At 74.8% G+C, this 17,938-nt stretch carries 16 protein-coding genes; 6 read left to right on the top strand and 10 right to left on the bottom strand.

The window, feature by feature from the left end; translation table 11 throughout:
• Positions 1-55 precede the first annotated feature (55 nt).
• Positions 56-655, bottom strand: coding sequence for an HAD family hydrolase (locus IEY94_RS13680; protein WP_189170522.1), 600 nt, complete (start codon positions 653-655; stop codon positions 56-58).
• Positions 656-735: 80 nt separating this feature from the next.
• Here IEY94_RS13680 and IEY94_RS13675 point away from each other — a divergent pair, with 80 nt between their 5' ends.
• Both IEY94_RS13675 and IEY94_RS13670 read left to right on the top strand, forming a co-directional pair.
• Complete coding sequence (locus IEY94_RS13675; RefSeq protein ID WP_189170521.1) at positions 736-3,141, top strand: helicase-associated domain-containing protein; 2,406 nt, start codon at positions 736-738, stop codon at positions 3,139-3,141.
• A gap of 127 nt (positions 3,142-3,268) precedes the next feature.
• Positions 3,269-4,933 carry a DNA repair helicase XPB gene (locus IEY94_RS13670; protein ID WP_189170520.1) on the top strand — a complete coding sequence of 555 codons (1,665 nt, stop codon included), beginning with the start codon at positions 3,269-3,271 and terminating at the stop codon, positions 4,931-4,933.
• A 20-nt stretch (positions 4,934-4,953) separates the two neighbouring features.
• On the opposite strand, the gene IEY94_RS13665 is transcribed toward IEY94_RS13670, so the two are convergent.
• The 5 genes from IEY94_RS13665 to ligD (IEY94_RS13645) form a co-directional block, all read right to left on the bottom strand.
• On the bottom strand, positions 4,954-5,517 hold the full coding sequence (locus IEY94_RS13665; RefSeq protein WP_189170519.1) for a DUF4360 domain-containing protein: 564 nt from the start codon (positions 5,515-5,517) through the stop codon (positions 4,954-4,956).
• A 209-nt stretch (positions 5,518-5,726) separates the two neighbouring features.
• Entirely contained in the window at positions 5,727-6,365 is a 639-nt protein-coding gene (locus tag IEY94_RS13660; RefSeq protein WP_189170518.1) for a DUF4360 domain-containing protein, read from the bottom strand.
• Positions 6,366-6,520: 155 nt separating this feature from the next.
• Positions 6,521-7,135 carry a DUF4360 domain-containing protein gene (locus tag IEY94_RS13655; protein ID WP_189170517.1) on the bottom strand — a complete coding sequence of 205 codons (615 nt, stop codon included), beginning with the start codon at positions 7,133-7,135 and terminating at the stop codon, positions 6,521-6,523.
• Positions 7,136-7,255: 120 nt separating this feature from the next.
• Positions 7,256-8,173: a non-homologous end-joining DNA ligase gene (ligD, locus tag IEY94_RS13650; protein ID WP_189170516.1), complete on the bottom strand. Its 918-nt coding sequence runs from the start codon at positions 8,171-8,173 to the stop codon at positions 7,256-7,258.
• Positions 8,170-9,123, bottom strand: a complete 954-nt coding sequence (gene ligD / locus IEY94_RS13645) for a non-homologous end-joining DNA ligase (RefSeq protein ID WP_444544019.1) — start codon at positions 9,121-9,123, stop codon at positions 8,170-8,172. The genes ligD (IEY94_RS13650) and ligD (IEY94_RS13645) overlap by 4 nt, the downstream gene beginning before the upstream one ends.
• Before the next feature lie 59 nt (positions 9,124-9,182).
• Between ligD (IEY94_RS13645) and ku the strand changes: the two genes are divergently transcribed.
• On the top strand, positions 9,183-10,142 hold the full coding sequence (gene ku / locus IEY94_RS13640; protein WP_189170514.1) for a non-homologous end joining protein Ku: 960 nt from the start codon (positions 9,183-9,185) through the stop codon (positions 10,140-10,142).
• 46 nt (positions 10,143-10,188) lie between these two features.
• Here ku and IEY94_RS13635 read toward each other — a convergent pair whose 3' ends face one another.
• Complete coding sequence (locus IEY94_RS13635; protein WP_189170513.1) at positions 10,189-11,805, bottom strand: MDR family MFS transporter; 1,617 nt, start codon at positions 11,803-11,805, stop codon at positions 10,189-10,191.
• Between the two features lie 82 nt (positions 11,806-11,887).
• Here IEY94_RS13635 and IEY94_RS13630 point away from each other — a divergent pair, with 82 nt between their 5' ends.
• Positions 11,888-13,171, top strand: coding sequence for an MFS transporter (locus IEY94_RS13630; RefSeq protein ID WP_229783816.1), 1,284 nt, complete (start codon positions 11,888-11,890; stop codon positions 13,169-13,171).
• Positions 13,172-13,242: 71 nt separating this feature from the next.
• On the opposite strand, the gene IEY94_RS13625 is transcribed toward IEY94_RS13630, so the two are convergent.
• From IEY94_RS13625 to IEY94_RS13615, 3 genes are all read right to left on the bottom strand, one after another.
• The gene (locus IEY94_RS13625) at positions 13,243-13,821 is read right to left on the bottom strand and encodes a type 1 glutamine amidotransferase domain-containing protein (RefSeq protein ID WP_189170512.1); all 579 of its coding nucleotides are present in this window, start codon (positions 13,819-13,821) and stop codon (positions 13,243-13,245) included.
• 129 nt (positions 13,822-13,950) lie between these two features.
• The gene (locus IEY94_RS13620; protein ID WP_189170511.1) at positions 13,951-14,487 is read right to left on the bottom strand and encodes an excalibur calcium-binding domain-containing protein; all 537 of its coding nucleotides are present in this window, start codon (positions 14,485-14,487) and stop codon (positions 13,951-13,953) included.
• A 339-nt stretch (positions 14,488-14,826) separates the two neighbouring features.
• On the bottom strand, positions 14,827-15,537 hold the full coding sequence (locus tag IEY94_RS13615) for a type I restriction enzyme HsdR N-terminal domain-containing protein (protein ID WP_189170510.1): 711 nt from the start codon (positions 15,535-15,537) through the stop codon (positions 14,827-14,829).
• A 342-nt stretch (positions 15,538-15,879) separates the two neighbouring features.
• Here IEY94_RS13615 and IEY94_RS13610 point away from each other — a divergent pair, with 342 nt between their 5' ends.
• Together IEY94_RS13610 and IEY94_RS13605 are read left to right on the top strand one after the other, a co-directional pair.
• Positions 15,880-16,536: an HNH endonuclease family protein gene (locus tag IEY94_RS13610; RefSeq protein WP_189170509.1), complete on the top strand. Its 657-nt coding sequence runs from the start codon at positions 15,880-15,882 to the stop codon at positions 16,534-16,536.
• A gap of 237 nt (positions 16,537-16,773) precedes the next feature.
• Positions 16,774-17,916, top strand: a complete 1,143-nt coding sequence (locus tag IEY94_RS13605) for a hypothetical protein (protein WP_189170508.1) — start codon at positions 16,774-16,776, stop codon at positions 17,914-17,916.
• Positions 17,917-17,938: the final 22 nt, after the last annotated feature.

The following is a 17,938-nucleotide window of genomic DNA, read 5'->3' as shown; positions in this document are numbered from 1 at the left end:
CGCTGGGCCGCGGCGCGCCGGCGTCGGTACGCGACACGCCAACCGGACATCAAGGCTAGCTCTGCCGCAACCACCCCGGCAGCCCGCCCAGCCCATCGAGGACGGCGACCGCGCCGGCCGCGGTCAGCGCCGCCGCGTCGTGCGGGCCGGTGGTCACGCCGACGCCCGGCACCCCGGCCGCGACGGCGCTGGCCATGTCGGCGGTGTGGTCGCCGACGAAGACGGTCACGCCGTGCGCGCGCATCGCCGCGGTCTTGCCGGGGCCGAAGCAGTCGCCGGCCACCGCGTCGACGGCCAGCCCGAGGTGGTCCAGGTGCAGCGCGGCGAGCCGGCCGAGCTTGGCGGTGATGACGACGGCCCGGCCGCCGGCCGCGCGGATCGCGGCGAGCGCGTCGGCCGCGCCGGGCAGCGCGGGGCTGGGGTCGATGGCGTACGCCGGGTACAGCTCCCGGTACCGGGCCACCGCGGCCGGCACCCGGTCGGCGGGCACCCAGTTGGCCATCTCGGCGGCCAGCGGCGGGCCGAGCCGGGCGCAGACCAGGTCGACGTCGACCGGCGTACCGGTCTCGGCGGCGAACCGGCGCCACACCGCCGCGATGCCGGGCCGGGAGTCCACCAGGGTCAGGTCCAGGTCGAAGCCCACCACCGCGCGCATGTACCCACCGTAGTCACGGGCGGGGCGCGGCGAGCGGGCCGGGTCGGGTCGGGCCTCGCGGCGGGTAGCGTTGGTGGGCGATGTCTCTGAGTGACGTACTGCGCGGGCTCGACGACGGGGAGCTGGCGGCACTGCTGCGCCGGCGCCCCGACCTCGTCGTGCCCGTGCCCAGCGACCTGACCGCCCTGGCCGCCCGGGCCCAGACCCGGCACAGCGCCGCCCGGGTGCTGGACGGGCTGGACGAGTTCACGCTGCGCGTCCTGGACGGCGTGCGGCTGGCCCGCGACGAGGAGGGCCGGGCCACCGCGGCGGCCATCGCCGGGTACACCGGCGGCACGCCCGCGGCGGCCACGGCGCTGGCGGCGCTGCGGGCGGCGTACCTGGTCGTCGGCCCGGACGACGCGGTCGAGGTGGCCGGCGGCGTGGACGAGGTGTGCGGGCCGTACCCGGCCGGGCTGGGGCGGCCGGCGATCCAGCTCGGGGCGGCCGTGGCCGCGCTCGCCGCGGACCCGGCCCGGCTGCGCCGGGCGGTGCTGGCGGCGCCGCCGGCCGCCCGCGCGGTGCTGGACCGGCTCGCCGCCGGCCCGCCGGTCGGCACGGTGGCCGCCGAGTCGGTCGAGCGCCGCTCGGGCGCCCGCCGCGGCCGGGAGAGCGCCGCCGAGCCGGACAGCCCGGTGGTGTGGCTGGTCGGCGAGCGGCTGCTCGCCCCCACCGGCGTGCCGGGCGGGGCGGTCGAGCCGGACCGGTACGAGACGGTCGAGCTGCCCCGCGAGGTCGGCCTGCTGCTGCGCCGCGACACCGGCCCGCTCGGGCCGCTGCGCCCGGAGCCGCCGGCGGTGGCCGCCGTGCGCGAGCCGGCCGCGGCCGACGCGGCCGGGGCCGGGCAGGCGATGGAGGCGGTCCGGCAGGCGGAGGCGCTGCTGGCGGTCCTGGCCGCCGAGCCGGTGCCGCTGCTGCGGGCCGGCGGGGTGGGCGTGCAGCAGCTCCGCCGGCTGGCCCGCGACGCCGGGGTGGACGAGGCGACGGCGGCGCTGCTGCTGGAGGTGTGCGCCGCCGCCGCGCTGGTGGCCGGGTCCGAGGGCGCGCCGAACCCGGGCCTGCTGCCGACCCCGCGGTACGACACGTGGCGGGTGCTGCCGCTGGCCGCGCGCTGGGCGGCGCTGGCCGACGCCTGGTGGACGATGCCCCGCCAGCCCGGCCTGGTCGGCAGCCGGGACGACCGGGACAAGCCGGTGACCGCGCTGGCCGGCGAGGTCGAGCGGTCCGGCACGCCGCTGCTGCGCCGGTCGGTGCTCGGGGCGCTGGCCGCGCTGCCGCCGGGCGCCGCGCCGCCGGCGGAGGAGCTGCTGGGGCTGGTCGCGTGGCGCTGGCCGCGGCGGGTCACCGGCCGCGAGGAGGCCACCCGCCAGGCCGCGGCCGAGGCCGCCCGGCTGGGGGTGACCGGCCGGGACGCGCTGACCTCGTACGGCCGGCTGCTGCTCGACGACGGCGAGGGGGCGGCCGACGACGACCCGCTGGGCGTCCGCGACCCCGGCCCGGCGCTCGGCCCGCTGGCGGCGGCGCTGGACCCGCTGCTGCCGGCGCCGGTGGACCACTTCCTCGTCCAGGCGGACCTGACCGTCGTCGTACCGGGGCCGCCGGAGCCGGCGCTGGCCGCCGAGCTGGAACTGGCCGCCGAGCACGAGTCCGGCGGCGGGGCGAACGTGTACCGGGTGACCGAGGCGAGCGTCCGCCGCGCGCTGGACGCCGGGAACACCACCGACGACCTGCACGGGCTGTTCCGCCGCCGGTCCCGCACGCCGGTGCCGCAGGCGCTGACGTACCTGGTCGACGACCTGGGCCGGCGGCACGGCGGGCTGCGCGCGGGCGCCGCCGGCGGGTACCTGCGCAGCGACGACCAGGCGCTGCTGGCCCAGGTGCTCACCGACCGCAAGCTGGCGCCGCTGGGGCTGCGCCGGCTGGCGCCGACGGTGCTGGTCTCGCCGTACCAGAGCGCCCGGCTGGTGGCGGCGCTGCGCGACGCCGGCTACGCGCCGGTGCCGGAGGACGCGGCCGGGTCCGCGCTGCTGGCCACCCCGCGCACCCAGCGGGCGGCCGGCGCCGCGGCGCCGCGCCGGCCGGTGCTGCCGGCCGCGCCGGCGCTGACCGACGTGCGGCTGGCCGGGATCATCGAGGCGCTGCGCCGGGGCGAGGCGCGGGCGTCGGCCGCCCGCCGGGCGCCGGCGGCGCTGCGCGCGGCGCAGGGGCACCCGGACGCCGGGCCGGCGCCGGTCCAGTCGCACACCGAGGCGCTGGCGGTGCTCCAGCAGGCGGTCCGGGACCGGCAGCCGGTCTGGGTCGGGTACGTGGACGCGCACGGCTCGACCCTGTCCCGGCTGGTGCTGCCGGTGTCGCTGGCGGCCGGCTACCTGCGGGCGGAGGACGAGCGGACGGAGACCCTGCACACGTTCGCCCTGCACCGGATCACGGCGGCGGTCCCGGACTGACCCGGCCGCGGGGTGCCGCCGCGGGGCGGCGCGCGCGACCCCTGGCGGTTCCGGGACGGCGTGGGACACTGGAGCATTGGGATCTTCGCGGCAGGGTGCGGCGTCGGGTTCCTCGCGGGGAGGTGCGGTGACCGGCGGACCGCTGATCGTGCAGTCGGACAAGACGCTGCTGCTGGAGGTCGACCACCCGGACGCGGCGGCGTGCCGGGGCGCCATCGCGCCCTTCGCCGAGCTGGAGCGGTCGCCGGAGCACGTGCACACGTACCGGCTGACCCCGCTCGGCCTGTGGAACGCCCGGGCCGCCGGGCACGACGCCGAGGCGGTGGTGGACGCGCTGCTGCGCTGGTCCCGGTACCCGGTGCCGCACGGCCTGCTGGTCGACGTGGCCGAGACGATGGACCGGTACGGCCGGCTGACCCTGCGCAACGACCCCGCGCACGGCCTGGTCCTGCACGGCACCGACCTGGCCGTGCTGACCGAGGTGGCGCGGGCGAAGAAGCTGGCCGGGATGCTCGGCGCCCGGCTCGCCGACGACACGTACGCGGTGCACCCGAGCGAGCGCGGCCGGCTCAAGCAGGCGCTGCTGAAGCTGGGCTGGCCGGCGGAGGACGAGGCCGGGTACGTCGACGGCGAGGCGCACGCGATCGCGCTGGACCCGCACGGCTGGGAGCTGCGCCGGTACCAGGACGAGGCGGTCGAGCACTTCCTGGCCGGCGGCTCGGGCGTGGTGGTGCTGCCGTGCGGGGCGGGCAAGACGCTGGTCGGCGCGGCGGCGATGGCCCGGGTGGGGGCGACGACGCTGATCCTGGTGACGAACACCGTCGCCGGCCGGCAGTGGAAGCGGGAGCTGGTCGCCCGGACCACGCTGACCGAGGAGGAGGTCGGCGAGTACAGCGGCGAGCGCAAGGAGATCCGGCCGGTCACGATCGCCACGTACCAGGTACTCACCGCCCGGCGCGGCGGCGTCTTCACCCACCTGGACCTGTTCGGCGCGCGCGACTGGGGCCTGGTCATCTACGACGAGGTGCACCTGCTGCCGGCGCCGATCTTCCGGTTCACTGCCGACCTGCAGGCCCGCCGCCGGCTCGGCCTGACCGCGACGCTGGTGCGCGAGGACGGGCGGGAGGGCGACGTGTTCTCGCTGATCGGCCCGAAGCGGTACGACGCGCCGTGGAAGGACGTGGAGGCGCAGGGCTGGATCGCCCCGGCCGACTGCACCGAGGTGCGGGTGACGCTGACCGACGCGGAGCGGATGGCGTACGCGACGGCGGAGACCGAGGACAAGTACCGGCTGGCCGCCACGGCCCGGACGAAGCTGCCGGTGGTGGAGGCGCTGATCCGCCGGCACCCGACCGAGCAGGTGCTGGTGATCGGCGCGTACCTGGAGCAGCTCGGCCAGCTCGGCGAGTTCCTGGACGCGCCGGTGGTGCAGGGCTCGACGACGAACCGGGAGCGGGAGCGGCTGTTCGACGCGTTCCGCGCGGGCGAGCTGCGGACGCTGGTGATCTCCCGGGTGGGCAACTTCTCGATCGACCTGCCGGAGGCGGCGGTGGCGGTCCAGGTGTCCGGGACGTTCGGCTCCCGGCAGGAGGAGGCGCAGCGGCTGGGCCGGGTGCTGCGGCCGAAGGCCGACGGCCGGCAGGCCCACTTCTACAGCGTGGTGGCCCGGGACACGATCGACGTGGAGTACGCCGCGCACCGGCAGCGGTTCCTGGCCGAGCAGGGGTACGCGTACACGATCATCGACGGCGACGACGTGCTCGGCCCACCCCTGCCGACCAGCGACCAGTAGCGCTCAGCGGGTGTTGCTGCTCAGCAGTCGTTGAGCTGGTACTTCAGGGCCAGGTCCTCGACCTTCACGCTGTCGGCGCCCCTGGCCGGGTCCAGCTTCAGCGCGAGGTCGAGGGTGTAGCGGCCGGCCTTGCCGCAGCCGGCGCCCTTCTGCCCGGCGGTGTCGATGCCCTTGAACCAGGCGCCCTCGCCCTTGATCATCGGCTCGGTGACGTCCTTGGCGTCCTTGCCGTGGCCGACGATCGCGCGCACGCTGCCGGTCGACCCGGCCTCGATGGTCCGCTGGCCGGCGACGGTCGCGTCGGTGATCGCGTACGTCTGCTTGGCCGGCGCGGTGAGGTCCAGGGTCAGCACGCAGGTGGCGCCGGGCTTGGCGGCGTCCACCCGCAGGTCCCTGACCGCGAACCGGACCTGCTGGTAGTCGTGCGTGACGGTGATGCCGTCCTTGACACAGCCGGTCCCGGTCACGCTGACGATGTCGACCTTCAACGCGGCGTCCGCCGCCCGTGCCGGTACGGCCACCGCGCCGGCGGCCAGCACCGCGGCCGCCGGGACGGCGAGGCGCGCCGCCGTCGCTGCACTCACTCGCATCAGTGGGTACCCTCCCAATGTCGTGAACGGAAAGTCACGCCATCCTTCACGAAACGCGAGGGCATTGTCGATCACCGATGCGCCTTTGCGCGCGATGCGCATCGCCGCCGGCGCCGTTCGCCGGATAAATCCGCCCTATCCCAGACCTATTAGTCGGCCGAATACGTACATCCGTGATATCCGGTTTTCCGGCCGGCCGGCGGTTATCGGCAGTGGCGCCAGCGCAGCCCGAACGTCGTCGCCGCCGCGTCGGCGTCCGTGGTGTCGATGGCGAGGAACGACGTGGCCGCGTCCGAGCCCCGCCCCCACAGCTCGATCGACGAGTCGAGGTGCAGCGGCCGGTCCTCGCCGCACCGCGAGTACCGCAGGTCGGACGCGGTGTCCTGCCAGATGTCGGTGACCGGCGGGGCGAAGTTCCTGGCGGTCCGGTACACGGTCCGGCCGCGGGCGTAGTGGTAGTCGGCGGTGAACCGGCCGCGGACCGGCCCGGCCAGGTCGGCGAAGCCGCGCTGGTCGACCGAGGAGATCGCGTACTGGGTGCCGCGCGGCGAACGGACCCGCAGCGAGATGTGGCAGTCCTTGCGCGCCCGGCGCTGCCCGGCGGCCAGCTCGACGGAGTAGTCGCCGTAGACCACGGTCAGCGCCAGGTTGTCGTTGGACAGCGACACCGTCGCGGTGTCGTCGGCGCAGCCCGAGCCGCGCAGGTCGAGGACCTCGATGCCGTACGGGCGCGGGGTCCGGTCCGGTCCCCGGCGGTCCGGGCCGGCGGCGGCGGGCGCGGCGACGGCGACGACCGCGGCCGTCGCGGCGCAGACCGCGGCGGCGCGGGTGGCGAGCTGCATGTGTTCTCCCTCGGTAATCGCGGAAGAACACTTCGTAACATGATCGCGGGCGGGCGCGGATCAGCCCCGGCTGCCCCGCCCGGGCGACAGCGGGCCGACCCCGGCTGTGGCGTATCGGACGAAGGGGCCCGGCCGGTGACCGATCGACCACCCGATCAGCGGCACTTCTCCCAGCGCAGGCTGAACCGGGTGGCCACGTCGGCGTCGCTGGAGTCCAGCGTCAGCGAGCTGTCCTTGGCCTCGGCGCCCTTGCCCTTGAGGTCCAGGTCGGTGTCGATGAGGAACACCTTTTTCTCCTCGCACGGCGACCAGTCCAGGTCGGCCGGCGTGTTGTCCTGCCAGACGGCGGCCGGCTGCGGGGTGAACCGGCGGGTGTTGGCGTAGACGGGCTTGCTGTTCGGGTGCCCGTACGCGGCGGTGAACGTCCCCGCGGCGCCGGTCGCGATGTCGGCGAAGCCGCGCTGGTACACCCCGGTGACCGAGTACCGGCTGCCCTTGGGCGCCCGCAGCTTCAGCTTGATCCGGCACTCCTTGTGCGCGGCCTTGGCCTTCTTGCCGAGCTGGGTGGCGTACCCGGAGTACATGACCGTCATCGCCATGTTGTCGTTCGACAGCACGATCACGGTGTCCTTCTGCCGGCAGCCGGTGCCGCCGACCTTCTGCACGTCGATCCCGTACGTCGGGTCGTCCCGGCGGGGCGCGGCGGCCGCGGGGCCGGCGAGCCCGGCGAGGAGGGCGGCGGTGATGGTGGTGGCCAGCAGGATGCGCATGCGGGTGCTCGTCTCTCCGGTGCGGGTGCCGCCGACATGATCATCGGGACGCCACATTCAAGCACGGGCATCGAGGCTGCTGAATGGCCCATCGGCCCGCTGACCGGCCCGAACGGCTGGTCAGATCGGCACCGGCGGCCCTGGTTCCAGCAGCGCCGCCCACAGGTCGCCGCCCGCCGCCCGGTCCAGCGCCTCCCCCGGCCCGACCGGCCGCGGCGGCGCGCTGCCGTCGGCCAGCGCGGCCAGCTCGGCCGCGGTCAGCGGCGCCGAGACCGCCGGCGCCGGCCCGGCCCGCAGCGAGTACGGCGCCACTGTCGTCTTGGCGGCGTTGTTCTGGCTCCAGTCCAGGAACACCCGCCCGCCGCGCACCCGCTTGGCCATCGCGGCGGTCACCTCACCCGGCCGCCGCCGGGCCAGCTCCTCGGCGACACCCCTCACGTACGCCGAGACCACGTCCGCCGGCTGCGTGCCGGAGACGGCGGCGGCGAGCTGCATGCCCTTGCGGCCGGACAGCTTCGGCAGCGCGGCCAGCCCGTCCGCGGCCAGCCGCTCGGTGACCGCCAGCGCGACCCGGGCGCACTCGGGCAGCCCGGCCGGCGCGCCGGGGTCCAGGTCGATGACCAGCAGGTCCGGGTCGCCGCCGACCCGCCACTGCGGGGTGTGCAGCTCGATCGCGGCGAGGTTGGCCAGCCAGACCAGCGTCGGCAGGTCGTCGGCGACCACGTAGTCCACGGTGGCCCGGCCCAGCGTCGAGCCGGGCGCGGGCAGGGTCTCGGTGCGGACCCAGTCCGGGGTGGCGGCCGGGGCGTTCTTCTCGAAGAACGAGTTCGCGTCCACGCCGTCGGGGTAGCGGATGCGGGTGAGCGCGCGGTCGCGCAGGTGCGGCAGCAGGACGGGGGCCACCGCGGTGTAGTAGTGGATCACCTCGCCCTTGGTGAAGCCGGTCGCCGGGTACAGCACCTTGTCGAGGTTGGACAGCTCCAGCTCCCGGTCCTCGACCCGCACCCGGACCCGCGCCGGCTCGGCCGCGGGACTCACGACCCCGCGCCCGACTCGGCGGCGGGCGGGGTGAGGTCGGGGCGGCGGCGCAGGTAGCGGGGGAAGCGGAGGCGGCCGTCCGGGGTGCGGTGGGCGTACCGGACCTCGACCACGACCGCCGGCCGGGTCCAGACCGCGCCGCGGGCGTCCGGCGCCGGCACGTCCAGGAACGGGCTCGCCGCCTGGCGCAGCGGCTCCAGGACCGCGAGCAGGTCCCGCTCGGCCGCGGCGCTGATCCCGCCGCCGCACCGCCCCCGGTACCGCAGCCCGCCCGGCCCGGGATCGCCGAGCAGCAGGGCGCCGATGGCCCGGGCGCCGGGGCGCCAGCCGCCGACGACGAAGTCGTCGGTGGCCTCCCACTTGAGCTTCACCCAGTCGCCGGTGCGCAGGCCGGGCCGGTACGGGGCGGTCCGGCGCTTGGCCACGATGCCCTCCAGCCCGTGCTCGCGGGCGGCCGCCGCGGTGGCCTCCCCGTCGGCGAAGGACGGCGGCGCGACCCAGTGCGACCCGGCCGGGGCGAGCGCGTCCAGCAGGGCCCGCCGCTCGTCGTACGGCCGCCCGGTCGCGTCCGCGCCGCCGAGCCGCAGCACGTCGAAGATCATGTACGTCACGGGCCGGGTCGCCGCGAGCGCGGCGGCGCGGGCGGGGTCGCGGACGTGCATCCGCTCGGCCAGCGCCACGAAGCTCGGCGCGCCGGCGGCGTCCAGCGTGATGATCTCCCCGTCCAGCACGGTGTCGTCCGGCAGCGCGCCCGCCAGCGGCGCCAGCTCGGGGTACGCGACGCTGATCTCCGCCCCGCTGCGCGCCCACAGCCGCAGCCGCCCGCCGGCCGCGACGGCGACCGCGCGGACCCCGTCCCACTTGAACTCGTACGCCCACTGCGCCCCTACCGGCATCACACCGGTAGCGGCCAGCATCGGACGAATCGGACCGGCGGACACCCTGGTCATGCTAGACATCGGGGGCGGCCGTCGGTGATCGGCCGCGATCTTCGGGTAGGGAGTACGGCATGCGCGCGATCTGGAAGGGCGCGGTCTCGTTCGGGCTGGTCTCGATCGGGGTGAAGCTGTACTCGGCCACCGAGGAAAAGGACATCCGCTTCCACCAGGTGCACGCCGCCGACGGCGGCCGGATCCGGTACAAACGGACCTGCCAGACCTGCGGCGCCGAGGTCACGTACGACGAGATCGCCAAGGGCTACGACGCCGGCGGCGGCGAGATGGTCATCCTCACCGACGACGACTTCGCCGACCTGCCGCTGTCCACCTCGCGGGCGATCGACGTGCTCCGGTTCGTGCCGGCCGACCAGGTCGACCCGATCCTGTACGCCAAGGCGTACTACCTCGAACCCGAGGGCAGCGCCGCCAAGCCGTACGTGCTGCTGCGCGAGGCGCTCGCCGACGCCGAGCGGGTGGCGATCGTCAAGGTGGCGCTGCGCCAGCGCGAGCAGCTCGCCACGCTGCGGGTGCGCGACGGCGTCCTCGTCCTGAACACGATGCTCTGGCCGGACGAGGTCCGCGCGCCGTCGTTCGGCTTCCTCGACGACGACATCCGGGTCCGGCCGCAGGAGCTGGCGATGGCGTCCTCGCTGGTCGACTCGATGGACGGCGAGTTCCGCCCCGACGAGTACACCGACGACTACCGGGCCGCGCTCCAGGAGGTCATCGACGCCAAGCTCGCCGGCCGGGAGGTCGGCCGGGCCGAGGAGCCCGAGGCAGCGCCGGCGCCGGCGATCGACCTGATGGCCGCGCTCAAGGCGTCGGTGGAGCGGGCGAAGGCGGCCCGCGGCGAGGAGCCGGCGGAGCGGCCGGCGCGCAAGCGGGCGCCGGCGAAGAAGGCGGCGGGCGGCGACCGGTCGCACCTGCGGGTGGCCGACGAGCCCGCGGCGGAGAAGCCGGCGAAGGCGGCGAAGAAGGCGCCCGCCAAGAAGCCGGCGAAGAAGACCACCCGCCCCCGCAAGACCGCCTGACCGCTACCCGCGCCGGTCCGGCGTGGGTAGCGTCGCGTCGTGTCGGCTAGATCATCGTTTGGGTCTTCGCCTCCATGTCGGCGGCGGCGTCCTCCGGCCCCTCCGCCGCCGGCTCGGGTGCCGGCCCGCGCAGCTCGACGTCCGGCATCAGCAGGGTCAGCACGAACGCGGCGATCGTGATCACTGCTGTCACCGTGAACACCGTCTGGAGCGCCGAGACGAAGCTGGCCTGGATCAGCTCCCGGACCGGTACCGGCAGCGCCCGGATGCTGGCCGGGTCGTTGATCGAGATGTCCCGCAGCCCGCCCATCGCGCCCGCGGCCTGCGGCAGCTTCGCCAGCAGGGCGGCCTTGTTCGCGGCCATCTCCACGCCCAGCCGGGCGGCCAGGACCGCGCCGAGGATCGCCACGCCGAACGAGCCGCCCATCGTCCGGAAGAACGTGGCGGCCGAGGTGGCGGCGCCGAGGTCGCGCTTCTCCACCGCGTTCTGCACGGCCAGGATCAGCGCCTGCATGCACAGGCCCATCCCGACGCCGACGACGATCATGCCGATGGACGCCTCGACCAGCGTCGAGCCGACCTCCAGTCGGCTGAGGATCAGCATCCCGACGATCATGATCGCCGAGCCGGCCACCGGGAACCACTTGTACCGGCCCAGCTTGCTGATCAGCCGCCCGGACAGCACCGAGGTGGCGATGATGCCGGCCATCATCGGCAGCATCAGCAGGCCGCTGCGCGCGGGCGTGGCCCCCTTGACGATCTGGAGGTACAGCGGCACGAAGATGATCGACCCGAACATCGCCAGGCCGAACACGAACCCGGCCGCGTTGGCCAGCGCGAACGTCCGGTGCCGGAACAGCCGCAGCGGCAGGATCGGCTCGTCGACCCGCCGCTCCTGGCGCAGGAACAGCACGGTCAGCACCGCCCCGGCGGCGAGCAGGCCGAGGATCGTCGGCGAGCCCCAGGCGTACTCGTTGCCGCCCCAGGACAGCCCCAGCAGCACGCAGCTCACCCCGGCCACCAGCAGCCCGGCGCCCCACCAGTCGATCGTGTGCGGGCGCTTGGTGAACGGGATCAGCCGCATGACCTTGTAGCAGACGACGATCGCGAGCAGGCCCAGCGGGACGTTCAGGTAGAAGATCCAGCGCCAGTCGTGCTCGGCGAAGTACCCGCCGGCCAGCGGCCCGGCCACCGAGGCGATGCCGAACACCGCCCCGAACAGGCCCTGGTACCGGCCGCGCTCGCGCGGCGCCACCACGTCCGAGATGATCGTGAAGGCGAGCGTCATGAGCCCGCCCGCGCCGACCCCCTGGATGCCCCGAGTGATGATCAACTGGGTCATGTCCTGCGCCGCGCCGGCCAGCGCCGAGCCGACCAGGAACGTCACGATGGCGAACAGGAAGACCGGGCGGCGGCCGTACAGGTCGGAGATCTTGCCGTACAGCGGCGTCGACGCCGTCGAGGCCAGCAGGTACGCCGTCACCACCCACGAGTAGTGCTCGATGCCGCCGAGCTGGCCCACGATGGTCGGCAGGGCGGTGCCGACGATGGTCTGGTCCAGCGCGGCGAGCAGCATGCCCATCATCAGGCCGGACATCAGCAGCAGGATCTGCCGGTGGCTGAGCGAGCTGCGCTGCCCGTGCGCTGCGGCGACCGCGGTCATGGCACTCCGTTCGTCGGGCCGACCGGAGGCACGCGGATAAACGTCTCGACGGCGCGCGCTCCGTCCAGCAAACTCACCGTACGTGACCTCTTCCCGCTGGCGACGCCTGGCCCTGGACGTTCGTCCGCTGCGTCACATCCCGCAGTTCCGGTTCCTGTACGCCGCGTCGGCGATCTCGGGCGTGGGGTCGTTCATCACCTATGTGACGGTCCCGTACCAGGTGGCCACGATCACGAAGGATCCCCTGCTCGTCGGCCTGCTGGGCGTCTGCGAGCTGGTCCCCATCCTGATCATGGACCTGGTCGGCGGGGCGCTGGCCGACTACTTCGACCGGCGCCGGCTGGTGCTGGTCGGCGAGTTGGCGCTCACCCTGCTGACCGGCGTCCTGCTGGTCAACGCGCTGTCCGACCGGCCGAGCCTGTGGCTGCTGTACGTCGTGGCCGCGCTCGGCGCCGCGGTGGACGGCGTCCAGCGGCCGGCGCTGGAGGGCATGGTCCCCCGGATCGTCGGCCCCGATCTCATACCCGCGGCGAGCGCCCTCAACTCCCTCCGGATGCAGATCGCCTCGCTGGCCGGGCCCGGCCTGGCCGGCATCCTCATCGCCTCGCTGGACCTGGCCTGGGTGTTCGCCGTCGACCTGGGCACGTTCGCGGTGTCCCTGGTGCTGCTGGCGCTGATGCGCGGCGTCCCGCCGCCGCCGCACGCCGACCGCCCGTCGCTGCGCACGGTCGTGGAGGGCCTGCGGTACGCCCGCAGCCGCCCCGAGCTGCTCGGCTCGTACCTGGTGGACATCAACGCGATGTTCTTCGGGATGCCCTCGGCGCTGTACCCGTTCCTGGCCGACAAGATGGGCGGCCCCAAGGTGCTCGGCCTGCTGTACGCCGCGCCCGCGGTCGGCTCGCTGCTGGCCACGCTGACCTCGGGCTGGACCGGCCGGATCCGCCGGCACGGGCTGATGGTGCTGGTCGCCGCCGGCGCCTGGGGGCTGGGCATCGTCGGCGCCGGGCTGACCTCGCTGCTCTGGGTCACGGTCGGCTGCCTGGCGTTCGCCGGCGCCGCCGACATGGTCTCCGGCCTGTTCCGGATGAGCATCTGGAACCAGACCATCCCCGACCACCTGCGCGGCCGGCTGGCCGGGATCGAAATGATCTCGTACACGTCCGGCCCGCTGCTCGGCCACGTCCGCGCGGGCCTGATGGCGAAGTGGACGGGGATCAGCGGCTCGATCGTCTGGGGCGGCGTGCTCTGCGTCGCCGGTACGGCCGCGCTGGCCGCGGCGCTGCCGCGCTTCCTGCGGTACGACTCCCGGACGGGCCTGGCGCACAAGGCCGAGGCCGAGGCCGCGCGCGCGGCCGGACCCCCCTGACCCGCCGGTGGCCCGGGGGCGCCGGCCGCGGTGGGAGCGGTCGGCGCCCCCGGGCCATCGGGGCTTCGGCGTCAGGCGCTGACGCGCTGCTTGGCGTGCGGGCCCTCGGCGATCTCCTCGACCAGCTTCGCGCAGAACGCCGGGAGGTCGTCCGGCTTCCGGCTGGTCACCAGGCCCGAGTCGGTGTGCACCTCCTCGTCGACCCAGGTGGCGCCGGCGTTGCGCAGGTCCGTGCGCAGGCTCGGCCACGAGGTGACGGTCCGGCCGCGGACGGCGTCCGCCTCGATCAGCGTCCACGGGCCGTGGCAGATCGCCGCGACCGGCTTGCCGGCGGCGAAGAACGCCCGGACGAACGCGACCGCCTTCTCGTCGGTGCGCAGCCGGTCCGGGTTGGCCACGCCGCCGGGCAGCACCAGCGCGTCGTACGCCGCCGGGTCCGCGTCGGCGACGGCCAGGTCCGCCTGGAAGACCTCGCCCTTCTCGGTGTGCCGCATCCCCTGTACCGGGCCCTGCTTCAGCGAGATCAGCTCGGGCTTGCCGCCGGCCGCGGCGACGGCGTCGCGGGGGGCGACGTACTCGCTCTCCTCCACGCCGTCGGTGAACAGGAAGGCGACCCGCTTGCCGCCGATGTTCGGTGTCTGGCCTGTCATGCCGTTCTCCTCTCGTCCCTGTCTGCCGTACCCGACGGGGCGAATGGCAAACGACCGCCCGCCGCACGCTGCGGCGGGCGGTCGGCGCTCCCGGGAGTGGGTGGTCGGGGTGGTGTGGGCTGCGGCGGGTCAGCCGCCGGTCGGGGGGCCGGTGGGTGACGGCTGGGGGCGGGTGGTGGCGGTCGGGCGCGGCGTCGGCGGGCGGTCGGACGGCCGCGGCCGGGCCGTCGCGCGCGGCGGCCCGCCGGCCGGGTCCCCGCCGCCGTCGACGGCGGGCACGGTCCGCCGCGGCGGCTGCCCGGCCTCGCAGGCCAGCCCGTCGCCGTCGGTGTCCAGCCGCTCGCGGTAGCCCGGGTCGGCCCGGCCCAGCGGCGCGACCCCGGCCGCCCGGACCGCGGAGCACGCGGCGTAGTACGTGGCCGAGGCCCCGCGCACGGCCGGCGGCGCGGTGGTGACGGCGGCGCGGGCCACCGGGGACGCGGGCCGGATCGTGACCCGCTGCGCCGGGGTGGCGGTGGCGAGCGCGGCGGTGCTGGCGGCCTCGGTGGCCCGGGCCTGCCGCACCTGCTGCGTGATCACCCCGAGGAGGCCGAGCGCGCAGAGGCCGACGGCGGCGCCCACGAGGAAGATCGGACTGCCCTGCTCCTCGACTGAGTTCTTACCCATCCCACGAGCGTGCCGCGGGGGGCGGATCAACCGGTTCGGATGCGCGGGCGGGATCCCGCGCCGCCCGGGCCGTCCCGACCGTCGATCCGCCGGATTTGCGCCGGAGGCCGTAACCCCGCAACCGGCGGCGTCGGTCGGATGGACGATGGTGAACACGCAGAGTTCATGAACCACTCCACCGCGCGATATCCCCGAGGCTCCGCGCGGCTACCCGCACGCGGCGATTCGACGGCTGGGGCCGGGTTTGCGACCCCCGGACAAACAAGAGTGGCCGCCCATCGCCATGCGGATGAACGGCCACTCATATTGCCGGCGCGGGCTCCGGATCACCCCGAACCATCAGGTCAAATTGTCGCGAAGTGCCGTTGTCGTCAGCAGCCGCGCGAGTTCCTTCGGGTCGACATTGTGGCCCGTCTGCTTGCGCAGCTCCTTGCGCAGCGCGTCCACCACCGGATCGGACAGCAACGCCACGGCGAGCGAGCGCGGCGACGTCGCCGCCTTGGCGCGCCAGATCTCGTCGATGAGCCGCCGCTTGAACGCCGCCCTGGTGAGTGGGAACAGCAGGTCGACCTTGGCCGCGAGCCCGCCGTCGGCGAGCAGGTCCACCTCGATGGCGAGGTCCACCGTCACCGGCAGCCCGCCGGTCAGGTGATACACCTGCCAGAGCTGTCCGTTGGTGAGGATCATCCACTCGACACCCTCGTTGACGGCGTACATCTCCACCTGCCGGAGGTGGCGCGCGGTCAGCTTCGTGGCGCAGCGCTTGACCTCGATGAACGCCGTGAGCTGCCGGTCGATGCGGACGCCGTAGTCGGCGAACTCGCCCTTGACCTGGTACTCGGTCGTGAGGTCCTCGTACTTGTCGAAGCCCAGGCCGTCGCAGAGGAAGTCGGTCACGAGCAGCCGTGTATCGCCCTCGTTGGCATCGCGAGCGACCAGGTCGGCCAGCGGCCGGGCGTACCGCCGGATCGCGGACCGCAGGCGCTCCCGCGCGTCCGTCTCCCACTTGGGCACGCTGCGCCCGGCCGACTGCCGGGGTGCCGGGGCCATCGACCCGGTTGCCCCGACCGCCGCATCGTCCACCCTCGGTGCCACGCCGCCATCGCTCACGGAACCCCCATCGTCGATGCCCGAATTACGGAAGGCAACGATTTCCCGACAGGTCGCGGTACGGTCGCCGCCCGAATGCACCGCCCGATTCGAACGAATGCCCGAGGGTCCACTCACCGAATGGCCGGAGCACGGTCCGATACCGCGAACCGGCCCGTACGCACTACCGCGATCGGGTGAGGCGCACGGCGAGTTGCCGTCCGCGTAACCCCGCACACCGGCTCCATTCAGGACCGCCGGGCTCCATGGGGACAACCGTCCCGCACGCGAACGGAGTCCGCCGTGAACCGAGCCCGCACGCTCGCCACGATCACCGCCCTACTGACCGCCGCCGCCACCGCCACCGTCGCCACCCCGGCCGCCGCCGCGACCCACTCCGCCCCGCTGCACACCTCGATCGCCGGCCTGCCGGTCGCGGCCGAGGTGCGTACCGGGTACAGCCGCAGCCTCTTCCCGCACTGGACCGACGCCGACGCCGACGGCTGCAACACCCGGTACGAGGTGCTGATCGCCGAGGCGACGACGGCGCCGGGCGTCGGCGCGGGCTGCGCGCTGACCGGCGGCCGCTGGTACTCCTATTACGACAACGCGCTCTGGAACCAGCCCGCCGACCTGGACATCGACCACATGGTCGCGCTGGCCGAGGCGTGGGACTCCGGCGCGCGGACGTGGACGACCGCCCGCCGGCAGTCGTTCGCCAACGACCTCGGCGACAACCGGTCGCTGGCCGCCGTGACCGACAGCGTCAACCAGGCCAAGGGCGACCGGGACCCGACCACCTGGGTGCCGCCGTACGCGCCGGCGCGGTGCCGCTACATCGGCGAGTTCGTCGCGGTCAAGATCCGTTGGGGCCTCACGGTGGACAGTGCCGAGAAGAGCGCCCTGACCGCGTACGGCGACGCCTGCCCGAACATCACTCTCACGGTGACCACCGTCTGACCCCCGCATCGGCCGGCCGGCGGGCAGCCGGACGCCCGCCGGCCGGCCGGGGACAGCAAATGCCCCCGGGCAGCGAAGGCGTATCCCGGGGGCCAAAGGCGTCGTCCCCGATGGGGACGCTCCGACGCTAGCACGCACCGCACCTGTTGCCAAGGTATGAACCACTCGCTCCACACTCGACAACAATTCACCCACTATGCTGTGGTTTCAGTGGCCGATGCCACCGGAAGGACGACCATGCGCAAGCTGCTCGACATCCTGGTCTCCCGCCCCGTCGAGGTCATCGTGGGGCTGCTCCTGCTGGTGATGGGCGGCTACGCGGCCGCCAACGGCGCCGACGGCAACCTCCGCGCCTGGGGCGGCGTGCTCGCCGGGGTGGGCGGCGTGCTGCTGTCCTGGACCACCGGTACGGCGTACTCCCGCGACCGCGCGCTCGCCGAGGCGGACCACCGGCTGCTCGGCCTCAGCCGGCACCTCAGCACCGAGATCGGCAACCTGACGCTGACCATCGAGCAGAACCAGCTCGGCACGATCACCGCCGAGACGTGCTACGCGCTGCTGGTCCAGTCCCGACACTCGCTGACCGGGATCGTCGCCGGCATCCGGGCCCAGCTCGGCAGCGAGTACGACGTCATCACCTCCGGCCGCACCATCGCCGACGCGGCCCGCGCCCTGCACCGCACGATCGACGACGTGGCCCGCGCGCTCGACCGCCCGACCGTCGACGCCGCGGCGGTCGTCGACGCCCGCCGGCGGGTGGCCGAGATCGCCCGGCACGTCGCCGAGGCCGACCGCCGGACCGCCAGCGGCCGCGCCGCGGCCGCCGCCGAGGCGCCCGCCACGCTGGTCACCGAGACGGTCGCCTGCCCGGCCTGCGGCGAGGCGCAGCCGATCAGCATCGGCAACCTCCCCGGCTCCACCGCTACCACCCGCTGCCGCCGCTGCCACGAGAGCTTCCACGTGCACCGGGCCCGCAGCGGCGCCCCGTTCACCCGCCCGACCGGCACCCCGTCGCCGCAGCCGGCCGAGCGCGAGGTCACCCACCCGTGCACCGCGTGCGAGGCGTCGATCACCGTCCGGATCCGGGTCGAGGGCGGGACGGCCCGCCGGGTGATCTGCACCGGCTGCGGGATGTCGCACGAGCTCTCCGGCGACGGCAGCACGCTGCGCCCGCTGGGCAAGTACGCGATGTTCCGGGTGCCCGTCGTCGGCAAGCGCAACGCCCGCCCGCTCGTCACCTGCCCCGGCTGCGGGCGCACGCTGACCGCGATCATCCGCCGGTCCGGCTCGTACTTCGCCGCCTGCGACACCTGCCGCAACCTGCTCACGGTCCCGGAGGCCGACTACCGCGCCCACACCGACCGCGACGCGGCCCCCTGAACCCGGGGCCCCGGTGAACCCG

The organism is Pilimelia anulata (assembly GCF_014647895.1).
Classification (GTDB): domain Bacteria; phylum Actinomycetota; class Actinomycetes; order Mycobacteriales; family Micromonosporaceae; genus Pilimelia; species Pilimelia anulata.
The sequence above is the reverse complement of the archived record's forward strand: the minus strand, read 5'-3'. Positions and strand labels throughout refer to the sequence as shown.

Excerpts from the sequence above, each read along its gene's own strand:
- IEY94_RS13635 (WP_189170513.1), bottom strand. The coding sequence starts at position 11,805 with ATGACCGCGGTCGCCGCAGCGCACGGGCAGCGCAGCTCGCTCAGCCAC.
- ku (WP_189170514.1), top strand. The coding sequence starts at position 9,183 with ATGCGCGCGATCTGGAAGGGCGCGGTCTCGTTCGGGCTGGTCTCGATC.
- IEY94_RS13660 (WP_189170518.1), bottom strand. The coding sequence starts at position 6,365 with ATGCAGCTCGCCACCCGCGCCGCCGCGGTCTGCGCCGCGACGGCCGCG.
- IEY94_RS13675 (WP_189170521.1), top strand. The coding sequence starts at position 736 with ATGTCTCTGAGTGACGTACTGCGCGGGCTCGACGACGGGGAGCTGGCG.
- IEY94_RS13625 (WP_189170512.1), bottom strand. The coding sequence starts at position 13,821 with ATGACAGGCCAGACACCGAACATCGGCGGCAAGCGGGTCGCCTTCCTG.
- IEY94_RS13680 (WP_189170522.1), bottom strand. The coding sequence starts at position 655 with ATGCGCGCGGTGGTGGGCTTCGACCTGGACCTGACCCTGGTGGACTCC.
- IEY94_RS13655 (WP_189170517.1), bottom strand. The coding sequence starts at position 7,135 with ATGCGCATCCTGCTGGCCACCACCATCACCGCCGCCCTCCTCGCCGGG.
- IEY94_RS13620 (WP_189170511.1), bottom strand. The coding sequence starts at position 14,487 with ATGGGTAAGAACTCAGTCGAGGAGCAGGGCAGTCCGATCTTCCTCGTG.
- IEY94_RS13605 (WP_189170508.1), top strand. The coding sequence starts at position 16,774 with ATGCGCAAGCTGCTCGACATCCTGGTCTCCCGCCCCGTCGAGGTCATC.
- IEY94_RS13615 (WP_189170510.1), bottom strand. The coding sequence starts at position 15,537 with ATGGCCCCGGCACCCCGGCAGTCGGCCGGGCGCAGCGTGCCCAAGTGG.
- ligD (WP_444544019.1), bottom strand. The coding sequence starts at position 9,123 with ATGACCAGGGTGTCCGCCGGTCCGATTCGTCCGATGCTGGCCGCTACC.